10 protein-coding genes are annotated in these 11,049 nt (G+C 32.9%); 5 read left to right on the top strand and 5 right to left on the bottom strand.

Annotation, left to right across the window (positions count from 1 at the left end; genetic code table 11):
- The first annotated feature begins 302 nt into the window (after nt 1-302).
- Nucleotides 303-704, top strand: coding sequence for a pyridoxamine 5'-phosphate oxidase family protein (locus ACKI44_RS01110; protein WP_407420867.1), 402 nt, complete (start codon nt 303-305; stop codon nt 702-704).
- A 74-nt stretch (nt 705-778) separates the two neighbouring features.
- Here ACKI44_RS01110 and ACKI44_RS01115 read toward each other — a convergent pair whose 3' ends face one another.
- The 4 genes from ACKI44_RS01115 to ACKI44_RS01130 form a co-directional block, all read right to left on the bottom strand.
- Nucleotides 779-1,786: an ArsA family ATPase gene (locus ACKI44_RS01115; RefSeq protein ID WP_407420868.1), complete on the bottom strand. Its 1,008-nt coding sequence runs from the start codon at nt 1,784-1,786 to the stop codon at nt 779-781.
- Between the two features lie 79 nt (nt 1,787-1,865).
- Complete coding sequence (locus ACKI44_RS01120) at nt 1,866-2,090, bottom strand: hypothetical protein (protein WP_407420869.1); 225 nt, start codon at nt 2,088-2,090, stop codon at nt 1,866-1,868.
- A gap of 31 nt (nt 2,091-2,121) precedes the next feature.
- Nucleotides 2,122-2,490, bottom strand: a complete 369-nt coding sequence (locus ACKI44_RS01125; RefSeq protein WP_407420870.1) for a BRO family protein — start codon at nt 2,488-2,490, stop codon at nt 2,122-2,124.
- A gap of 44 nt (nt 2,491-2,534) precedes the next feature.
- Nucleotides 2,535-2,699, bottom strand: a complete 165-nt coding sequence (locus ACKI44_RS01130; protein WP_407420871.1) for a hypothetical protein — start codon at nt 2,697-2,699, stop codon at nt 2,535-2,537.
- A 330-nt stretch (nt 2,700-3,029) separates the two neighbouring features.
- Here ACKI44_RS01130 and ACKI44_RS01135 point away from each other — a divergent pair, with 330 nt between their 5' ends.
- Complete coding sequence (locus tag ACKI44_RS01135; protein WP_407420872.1) at nt 3,030-3,860, top strand: transporter substrate-binding domain-containing protein; 831 nt, start codon at nt 3,030-3,032, stop codon at nt 3,858-3,860.
- 8 nt (nt 3,861-3,868) lie between these two features.
- Here the strand turns inward: ACKI44_RS01135 and ACKI44_RS01140 are convergent, their stop codons facing one another.
- A complete protein-coding gene (locus ACKI44_RS01140; protein WP_407420873.1) occupies nt 3,869-4,264 on the bottom strand; it encodes a nuclear transport factor 2 family protein in 396 nt (131 codons plus the stop codon).
- 64 nt (nt 4,265-4,328) lie between these two features.
- Here ACKI44_RS01140 and ACKI44_RS01145 point away from each other — a divergent pair, with 64 nt between their 5' ends.
- The 3 genes from ACKI44_RS01145 to ACKI44_RS01155 all read left to right on the top strand — a co-directional run.
- Nucleotides 4,329-5,123: an NAD+ synthase gene (locus ACKI44_RS01145; RefSeq protein WP_407420874.1), complete on the top strand. Its 795-nt coding sequence runs from the start codon at nt 4,329-4,331 to the stop codon at nt 5,121-5,123.
- Nucleotides 5,123-7,969, top strand: a complete 2,847-nt coding sequence (gene leuS, locus ACKI44_RS01150; protein WP_407420875.1) for a leucine--tRNA ligase — start codon at nt 5,123-5,125, stop codon at nt 7,967-7,969. The genes ACKI44_RS01145 and leuS overlap by 1 nt, the downstream gene beginning before the upstream one ends.
- 290 nt (nt 7,970-8,259) lie before the next feature.
- Nucleotides 8,260-11,049, top strand: a 2,790-nt coding sequence (locus ACKI44_RS01155) for a C1 family peptidase (RefSeq protein ID WP_407420876.1), incomplete at its 3' end; no start/stop codon positions are given.

The following is an 11,049-nucleotide window of genomic DNA, read 5'->3' on the forward strand; positions in this document are numbered from 1 at the left end:
CAATAATTATCAGAATACTACTCATATTGCTCATAATAGCATTTATTTATGATATGATTACAGGAATAGCGTTCAGTATATTCTTTTCTGCCTGTTTAATTCTTTTTATTATTGCAGAACTTTATTATTGGTTTATCAAAAAAGACTAAAATTGAAGTTAAAATTGAAAAATTTTAACTTATTTTATTTTTTTAAATCCGTGTAATGGTTACCTACAGGTTACTTAGTAACATTTCAGTTACAAAAAAGGTTTATATAAGTCTAAATAAACTATTAACTACAAATACACGGAGATAATTAAAATGAGCGAAGTTATTGATTTTTTAAAAGAAAATTCCTTAATATATTTAGCAACTAGTGGACTTGACGGAAACGCAAAAGTAAGACCAATATTGTTTTACTTTGAAGAAGATGGAAAACCATACTTCTGTACTGCTAACAACAAACCAATGTTTAAAGAATTGGATGCAAATCCAAACTGTGAAATGGTTGTTGCAACTCCAGAATTTGTATGGTTAAGAATCGCAGGAAAAGTTGAATTCACTGACGATGTGGAATTAAAACAGAAAGTAATTGATTCCAACGAACTTGTTAAAGCATTATACGAAACAGGTGAAAACCCACTATTTGAAGTATTTACCGTTTCTGGAAAAGCAACAATTGCTGATTTTTCAGGCGAACCACCAAAAACCTTTGAATTATAATATGATAGTTAACCAAACTATCATTTCACTATTTTTTAAAAAAAAGTAAGTTAAAATAAATAATTATTTTAACCTTAAAGTTGAATAGCTTCCTGAGTTACCTCATCGTTATCCATATCATCATAAAGAATATGGGCCAAGTTTAAGAGTTTTTCCTGACCTTTAACTTCATCTTTAAAGAGAGGAACTTCAGCTATTTGTTGATCTGAGAATTTTTGATTAATTAAAGCCAAACGTTTTTGCTGTAACTTATGTCTTGAGTGGCAGAAGTCACAGTCACAGATATCAGGCATTACCTGATTAACAATAACACTGTCCACAGTCATGTCATTTTTCTCCAGTGCTTCAAGTGCTCTTTCGGATTCATAAATTGACATTTCTTCAGGGATTACAACCATTCTGAATGTGGTTCTATCCGGATCGGACAATACCTTTTTAGCTTCATCAATTTGTTCTTTGGTTCTTTTTAAATCTTCAGCAGTTTGTGGATCATCTACTGCATCCATAAACGGCATTATATTTTTTAATGAATTGGCAAGAGAACCTAATTTGGCTTTTGCCATCATTGCTTTACCTACCCATGAATCCATTACATCAGGGAAGGATAATAATCTTAATGTATGTCCTGTTGGTGCTGTATCAAAAACAACAACGTCATATTCATTTGAAGTCATTACAGATAAGAATACCTCAAAAGCAGCGATTTCATCCGCTCCAGGAGATGATGATGCCAAATCCATTTGGTCAGTTAAAAAATCAAGGCCTCCGAGCATGTCATCAGAGGAATTACTTTTTTGAGCTTCAAGTGCAGTCTGTTTTTCAGCCATTGCCTCATCAGGGTCAATTTCAACTGCATATAAATTTGTTTTTATTTCTCTTGGATAATGACCAATAGGTACTTCCAGGGAATCTGAAAGTGAATGAGCAGGGTCAGTTGATACAACCAATGTTTTTTTACCTTGTTCAGCTAACCATAAAGCAGTTGCGGATGAAATAGAAGTTTTACCAACACCACCTTTTCCACCAACGAAAATAAATGTTGTTTTATCTTTATTGAATTTAAAATAATCTCTAAATGCCAAAAAAATCACCTCGAGTATAATAATTATTTTAGTTACTAAATGTTATTTTAATTTTTTTAGTATATAAAGTTAGTTATCCCTACTTTAAATTTTCATCCAATAACCTTGGATTTTTAGAATTTTTACTGCTCACTACTTTTCGTCCAGTCCTATTTTCCAATTCTCTTAAAGCATTACCTGCTATATTTCCACCATCTCTTGCAACTATTTTACTTTCTTCAAAACCCTGTGGATTTTCAGTTTTGCTAATTTCAGTAGTGGCCAATTCTCCCAACATATTTATAACTAATTCCGCATTAGTCATATTATCACGAAGGTTCTCCTTTTTCAATCCTTTAATTTTTATGCTCACCAGTGGTTATGCCAAAAGATGCTTGACTAATCTCATTAGTGAGTATTTCATATCCTATTCCTTTTTTAACACCAGATCTATCCCATTCAGCAGTTAAATCCTTTCTTATTTCAATACTTCTTAATCTTTGAGTAATCCATTCTTCACTATATCCTTTTTCACGGTAGGTGGCAACTGCTCTTTCAATAGCTATTTCAGGGTCTGCAATCTCATCAAGTCTTTCACTACCAACTTGAGCTAACCACTGTTTAAATGGTTCGGCATTTGGAGAAGGTATTGATTGAATGATACGAAATAATTGTTTTGCAGTAGCAACATCTGTTTCACGCATTTTACCATCTTTAGCAGGCATTTTCAACCTGTTACAAATTGTAACACTTTGAGCTCCTTCATCATTTAACCTGCTTTTTTTAATGTTCTCCAATATTGTGAAGGATTTTTACTTCCACTGAGAATTCCAACAACATCTATCACTGAAAAATAGTACTCTTCTATTTCCTCATCCCATTTCAGCCTTACTTCTTGATTTTGAAATAATTTAATTTTTGTTTCGTCAGCCATTTTCTTTCTCCTTTTAATTTATTTCCCAGTTAATATATGAAGATAAATATTTTAACATTCTTTCTTTCAAAACAATAAATATAAAATCTATTTAGTTATTTTAAGCAACAATAGGATATTTATTTGTTAAATAAATATAAAAAGCTAACAGTTCCCTCGATGATAATAATATAGTATTTTACAACTTTTCCTCCGAAAAGTAGTAATCTTATGAAAATCAGCCATTTAATTAATTGATGTCTTAATATAGAGATTAACAAATTTCACATCAACAATTTAAATAATGATTAAAACAAATGATTAAACAGTAACTAAAAAAGGTTTGATAAAATGAATAAAAAAATAATAACAATATTAGCAGTATTTACAATATTTTTAGCAATCGGTACTGTTAATGCAGGTTTTCTAGATTTTCTAGGCACCTCAGATTCCAGCGCAAACAATGACAACAACACATTTGTTGTAGGATTTTGTTCTGAATTTCCGCCATTCGCATACCGAACAGATAATGGAAGTTATACCGGTTTTGATTTGGCACTAGCGGAAGAAGTTTGTGCTAGAAATAACTGGACATTTAAAGCTCAGCCAATTATCAATTGGGATTCTAAGAAAGTAGAAGTGGACTCTGGAGAAATAGATTGTATATGGAGTGAATTTACAATAAATGGAAGAGAAAATGATTATGAATGGTCAGACCCTTACTTTAACAACACACAGGTATTTGTTGTAAAATCCGACTCAAACATCTCATCAATCGGTGATTTGAAAGGAAAAACAGTTGAAGTGTTGGGCGAATCTTCCGGTGCAGATGCACTTAAGACAGGAAATAAAACTATTGCAGATACATTCGGGAAAACAAATGAAATAAAAGATTACAATACTGCATTTATGGATTTGGACAGTGGAGCATGTGATGCCGTGCTTGTTGATGTCGGTTCTGCCAATTACCAGATGACTGGAAAATTCAATTCCACAGGTTTTAAAATAATAAATGAACCATTAACCTATGAACAATACGGGGTTGGATTTAAAAAAGGAAACACTGAGCTAAGAGATCAGGTCCAAAAGACATTAGACGAAATGTTTAAAGATGGAACTATTGATAAGATTGCTCAAAATTACAGCGATTATGAAATACCTCAAAATCTTATTCGTCCATAATTTAAATTTTAAGTATCCCACTTACCAATTATCCATCCACCATTTATTTTTTTAAAGTCCATTACAGTATCAACAGTCCATGCACCGCTGGCACCATAAACACGTGCCGTTAAAGTAACATCAGATATCAATGTAGCGTTTTCATTGTCATCAAATAATATGCTCGGTTCATGAATTACAGACTTGAAATAGTTTAAAGTACCATCCATCACTTCACCAATGAATTGGGCTTTTGTCTGTTTTTTACCGGACATATGAGTTAATATATAATCATCAGCCATTAATTCATTCAGTTTAGCATCATCCTTATCAATCAGTGCCTGCTGATAGTCAACAAAACAGTCCAGGACTTCTTTTTCTGCACCATCAAAATTTCTCTTGGATAAAATTTCCACATCTGACATGATATATATTATATAATAAGAGAACTATATTAATTACTAATGAAAAATTAAGTGAGTGTTTGATATGAACGAAATTCCAAAAATAGATGTAGAAAAAACAAAAAATGATATCGTAGAATTCGTTCAAAATAAAGTATCCGAAGCTAATGCAGATGGACTTGTAGTAGGATTAAGTGGAGGAATCGACTCCACAGTAGCTGCATTTTTAGCTTGCGAAGCTGTTGGAAAAGAAAATGTTTTTGGAGTAGTTTTACCATCAACAACAACCCCGACAGAAGATAAACTTCATGGTACTGCAATAGCACAATTACTTGGAATAAACTACAAAGAAATGGCTATTGACAGTATTCTAAACGAATTCTTATCAGTTACACAGTTAGAAGATGATATAAAAGCTATTGGAAACCTTAAAGCTAGAATAAGAATGTCAATTATTTATTTTTATGCTAATTCAAAAAACTACCTTGTCAGCGGAACAGGTAACAAAAGTGAAATCTCAATAGGTTACTTCACAAAACATGGAGATGGTGCATGTGACATTGAGCCTATTGGAGACTTATATAAAACTGATGTTTTCGAATTAGCCAAATACTTAGGAGTTCCTCAGGAAATCATCGATAAACCGCCAAGAGCAGGATTATGGAATAATCAGACTGATGAAGATGAAATAGGAATGACTTACGAATTGCTTGATAAAATTTTATATCGATTCATCGAAAAGGAAATTGATGCAAAATCCATTGCAGACGAATTGGATATTGAAGTTGATGAAGTTAATGATATCATAGATAGAGTTGAAAGGAACAACCACAAGACAAAAGTTCCTGAATGCCCTAAAAAGACTTTAATGGTGATTTAGTGACAGAAAAAAAATGGCAAAAGAAATGGGCTGATGAAAAATTATTTGAATCAAACCCTAACGATAAAGAAAAATTATTCATTACTGTAGCTTTTCCATATCCTAGTGGAGCAATGCATATAGGTCACGGCCGTACATACACCGTGCCTGATGTATATGCAAGATTTAAAAGAATGGAAGGTTATAATGTTTTATTCCCTATGGCATGGCACGTAACCGGTGCTCCCGTTATTGGAATAGCTGACAGGATTAAAAGAAAAGATCCTTGGACTTTAGACTTATATGAAAATGTTCACAGAGTTCCTAAAGATGAATTGCCAAAATTAGAAGACCCCGAATACATTGTAAGATATTTCAGTAGTGAATACAATGAAGTGATGCATGAAATGGGTTATTCAATTGACTGGAGACGTGAATTCAGAACAATTGACCCGACATATAAAAAATTCATAGAATGGCAAATTACAACATTATATGAAAAAGGTTTGATTCAGAAAGGAGAACACCCAGTCAAATACTGTCCAAACTGTGACAATCCCGTTGGAGACCACGACCTGCTTGAAGGAGAAGGTGTTGGGGTTAATGAATTAACTTTACTTAAATTTAAAATTGACGATAAAATTTTAGTTACTGCAACTTTAAGGCCTGAAACCATCGTTGGAGCAACAAATATCTGGTTAAATCCTGATGTTGAATACGTTTTAGTTTCAGCAGAAGGCGAAAATTGGGTAATAACAAAAGAAGCTCATTACAATTTACAGCACCAAATAAAAGATTTGGAAATCATCTCTGAAATTGATCCTAATGACTTAATCGGTAAAATGGCAATCAATCCGTTTACCGGCGATGAATTACCAATTTTCCCTGCAAGTTTCGTTAGCGCATCCTACGGTAGTGGGGTTGTATTTTCAGAACCTGCAGATGCACCTGCCGATTATATTGCACTTCAGGACTTAAAGAAAAATGATGAACTGATAGCAAAATACAATTTGGAAGGAATTATTGAAAATGTGGTTCCGATTCCTGTATGTAGCGTAAAAGGATATGGAGAAATACCTGCAGCAGACATCATTGAAAAATTGGGAATAACTGATCAAAACGATGAAAAACTGCACGAAGCTACAAACGAATTATACAAAATCCAGCACAGTAAAGGTACCATCCTTGACAGCATTCCTGGATTCGGCGGTAAAAAAGTCAGATTTGCCCGTGAAGAATTAAAAGATGAGTTAATCTCCAAAAACATGGCAACAATAATGTATGACTTTGCTGAAAGACCAGTAGTCTGCAGATGCGGAAACAACTGTGTCGTTAAAATAATGGATGACCAATGGTTTATGAAGTATTCCAATCCTGAATGGACTGAAAAAACCCACAAAGTATTGGAAAGAGAAACAATAATTCCACCTGAAGTTAAAAATAATTTCAATTATTATATTGACTGGCTGGATGATTGGGCCTGTTCTAGAAAAGTTGGACTTGGAACAAGACTTCCTTGGGACAATCAATGGTTAATTGAACCTTTAACAGACTCTACAATCTATATGTCATATTATTCAATTGCCAGGTTCTTGAAAGACATGAACCCTGATGATTTAAATCGTGCATTCTTTGATAAAGTCTTTTTAAACAAAGATTCCGATGATATCACAGTTGCACCTGAAGTTGTCAAAGAAATCCAGGACGAATTCAACTACTGGTATCCTCTTGACTGGAGATTATCCGCAAAAGACCTTGTTGGAAATCACTTAAGCTTTTTAATGTTCCACCACAGCGCGATTTTCCCTGAAGACAAATGGCCGAAAGGAACCGTTGTATTTGGAATGGGTCTTTTGGAAGGAAATAAAATGTCCTCATCAAAAGGAAACGTTATTCTTTTAAAAGATGCAATTGAAGATTACACCGCAGACGTAGTAAGATTATTCCTGATGGCATCAGCCGAACCATGGCAAGACTTTGACTGGAGAGAAAAAGAAGTTCTTGGAACCAAAAGAAGACTCGAATGGTTCAGAGAATTTGCAGGAAAAGTTGAAGAAATCAAAGGTTCCGCATTGGATTTAAGCAATATTGAAGAAGTTGAACTTACTAGAACAATCGATTTATGGATGTTAAGTCAGCTAAATCAACATATTAAGACTTCAACTGAAGCTTTAGAAGTTTTCCAAACAAGAAAAGCACTTCAAGAGTCCTTATTCTTACTTAAAAAAGACATCGATCATTACTTATACAGAGTAAATCACTTACTTGACAAACAGGATCCTGCAGTAATTTACGTCCTGTCCACTGTTGTGGAATCATGGATTAGATTACTTGCACCGTTTACACCACACACCTGTGAAGAATTGTGGTCAAAATATGGTGGAGAAGGCTTTGTAAGTGTTGCCAAATGGCCTGAAGCCGATGAAAGCTTAATAAGTACTGAAATTGAAAAATCAGAAGAGCTAGTCCAAAACCTCATTAAAGACATTAATCAAATCAAAAAGATGGTTGGAGAAGACGCTAAAAAAGTGCACATTTATCTGGCTCCTGATTGGAAATGGGACTTATACAGAATAGCAGACGAAGTCGGAAAACCGGACATTGGTCAGATTATGGGTAGAGCTATCGGAGCTAATATCTATGATGATAAAAAAGAAATAGCTGCCGTAGCTAAAAAAGTCGGCCGTGAAATGACCAAAACCAAATACGTGGGTAAAATCAATGAAGCACAAATCATTGACGATGCACTCGAATACATTTCAAATGAAGTTTCAAGTGAAGTAATCGTGCACACTGACGATTCATACGACCCACAAAACAAGGCTAGAAATGCAATGCCTTATAAACCAGCTATTCTCATCGAATAGCTCTTATTTTTTTATTTTAATGATTAAAAATCCATTTCTGATTTTAATAATGATGGATGCAACTACACCATTAGTCGCTTTGAAATTCAACAATACCTTGATAAAAAAACTTAAAAATTTATCCTCTTTTGTCAATAATAGCTTAAACTGCTTAAAATCTACTAATATCCTCATTTTTTATTATATTCCACATTTCATATAATATACTTCTTCCAATCAATATAGACTAAAAAAGATTATATAATACCAATATAAAAAATAGTATACATTGAAACTATGGAGTTGAAATATTGAAAAAAATAATGATATCATTAATTCTATTGGTATTATTTATTTCAATGAGTGCAGTTAGTGCTGATGGAAATCTGACAGCATTAGAGACACAAATTGAAGAAAGTACCGATAGTATTGAATTAACCCAAGATTATGCATATAGTCCAACAGATGATGGAAACTATACTATTGGAACATTAGTCAATAAAACAAACTTTGTAATTAATGGTAATGGACATACGATTGATGGAAAAAATCAGTCAAGACTTTTTAGAATACTAAATACTAATGTAACAATTAACAACTTAATTATACAAAATGGATTATCTTCCGATTATGGTGGTGGAATCTTTTCATCAGGTAATGGTTTAGTTTTAAACAATGTAACCTTCATAAATAATAATGCAAATACCCGTGGAGGAGCTTTAACATCAGTAAAGGATACTGCTATTAACAATTGTAAATTTATTGATAATTATGCTCCAGATGGTTCTGCAATTTATAATGAAGAATCTCAAATGGTTATCAATGGATCTTCTTTCCAAACTTCAAATACCTTTGAAAAGGCAATGGTTTATGGTTCTCTTTCCTCATTAATTATAGATGATTGTTCATTCATAAATACAACATCAAAATATGCCCCTGCAATTTATAATGATAGAAAAACATATATTTTAAATTCAAACTTCACAAATCTGAATGCAATATTAAGTGCTGGTGCTATACACATAAAAGAATTGGATGAATTGCTTATTAGCGGCTGCAGTTTTATAAACACGACTTCAGCCAAAAATGCTGGTGCAGCATTTATCGATACAAAAGGATTTTTATATAATGAAACTGGAAGCACAATTATCAATAATACTGAGTTTATAAACTGTTCATCTGAATTTGGTGGAGCTTTAGTTATTTTAGGTGGAAAAAACTTCATCACCCAAACCACATTCAAAAACAACAGTGCTAAATATGATGGTGGAGCAGTTTACTTATCCTTTGGTTCACATTATATTGCAAATACTCTTATTGAAAACAATAAATTGACATGTGAAGACAAAAACTATACCCATGGAGGAGGAATATATGCCGATTATTGTAATTTAGTTGGTGTAAATAATCATTTCATAAATAATGAAATACATGGACTGTATAGTTATGACAGCGATTTAAACATTACCGCATCATTATTTAAAAATAATGGTGAAGCTATTCATGGTGTTTTCCTTGAAAATTATTTCTTAAACAATACCTATGAAGACAATGAGAACTATTTAAACGATACATACTATGAAACTGTTGTCAGTGAAACAGTTGAACCATTAGAACTTTATAACGACACCATCATTTTTTCCAGACTTCCTAAGGCATTTGATTTACGTGACTGGAACTGGGTAAGTTCAGTTAAAAATCAAGGAGAAATGAATTCCTGCTGGGCATTCGGTAGTGCAGGAGCCATGGAATCTGCATTAATGAAATATGCTGGAGTCGAATATGAATTTTCCGTGAATAATATTCAAAACAGTTTATTAAGATATTCAAAATTCGGAAATATACAAATGAGTGAAGGATCTGATGCTGTAAGCCATATAATCTATGCCATAAATTGGTTAGGAATGGTTAACTCATTTGATGATGAATATGATAGCGTTGGAAAAATATCACAATTTATCAGCAGCCCAGATAATGTACATATACAAGATGCAGTAATTATTAATGCCCGTACTAATTCAACAGACAATACTGCAATAAAACAAGCAATATTAAAATACTGTGGTTTAACTGCAACAATTCATTCTACAACAGAGGAACAATATTATAATGAAAATACATCCGCACTATATTATTACGGAAACCAATCAACAAATCATATTGTTTTAATAGTAGGATGGGACGACACATATTCCGCTAAAAATTTCGCAACTCCCCCTGAAGGAGATGGAGCATGGATTATAAAGAACAGTTATGGAACAGAATTCGGAGATGAAGGATATAATTACGTTTCATATTATGATACTAAGTTAGGAACAGAAACCGATTTAGTCGGATACGTTTTTGAAAACAATGTAGCATATACCACAAATTATCAGACCGATCTGGGAGGTACGATAAATTACTACAAATCAAAAAACCCAGATGTCAATTCAACCTATAGAAATACATATAATGCAATAGAAGATGCTTTGATAGCTGCAGTTGGAACATACTTCTACGAAGAAGGTGGAGCATACACTGTAGAAATATCTGTAAATGATATTACAAAATTAGTTCAAAGTGGAGTCGCTCCATTTAAAGGTTATCACACCATAAAATTAAACAAAAACATTACAATTATGGAAGATGACAATTTTACAGTAGAGATGACCAAAAAATATGTTCCTATACTCGAAAAAACAAGACAACACTTTAAAAACGGTACTTCATTAGCCAATTTTGGAGAAGGATACTATGATTTAGCTACAGATAATTCAACAGTGTCTTTAAAAGTTTATACTGTTGCTGGAGTAATTCTAACAGATGATTTAGTGAAAATCTATAAAAACGACTCCCAATTTGAAGCTAAGATTGGTGTTTCAAATCAGATTGTAAGCTTTGAAATTAATGGCGGAACATATAATAGAACCAGTAATGCAGAAGGCATAGCTAAAATGAACATCAACCTAAATCCAGGTAATTACACAATCAAAACAACCTTCAATGGTACAACTGTTGAAAATACAATTACCGTATTGCCAACATTGATTGCAAACAATTTAGTCAAATACTTCAGAAACGCATCACAGTTCCTCATAGAATTAGTTGACGGTCAAGGA

The organism is Methanobrevibacter sp. (assembly GCF_045646205.1).
GTDB lineage: Archaea > Methanobacteriota > Methanobacteria > Methanobacteriales > Methanobacteriaceae > Methanocatella.

Coding starts and splice junctions, on each gene's coding strand:
- ACKI44_RS01110 (WP_407420867.1), top strand. CDS start 303: ATGAGCGAAGTTATTGATTTTTTAAAAGAAAATTCCTTAATATATTTA.
- ACKI44_RS01120 (WP_407420869.1), bottom strand. CDS start 2,090: ATGACTAATGCGGAATTAGTTATAAATATGTTGGGAGAATTGGCCACT.
- ACKI44_RS01125 (WP_407420870.1), bottom strand. CDS start 2,490: ATGCCTGCTAAAGATGGTAAAATGCGTGAAACAGATGTTGCTACTGCA.
- ACKI44_RS01130 (WP_407420871.1), bottom strand. CDS start 2,699: ATGGCTGACGAAACAAAAATTAAATTATTTCAAAATCAAGAAGTAAGG.
- ACKI44_RS01135 (WP_407420872.1), top strand. CDS start 3,030: ATGAATAAAAAAATAATAACAATATTAGCAGTATTTACAATATTTTTA.
- ACKI44_RS01140 (WP_407420873.1), bottom strand. CDS start 4,264: ATGTCAGATGTGGAAATTTTATCCAAGAGAAATTTTGATGGTGCAGAA.
- ACKI44_RS01145 (WP_407420874.1), top strand. CDS start 4,329: ATGAACGAAATTCCAAAAATAGATGTAGAAAAAACAAAAAATGATATC.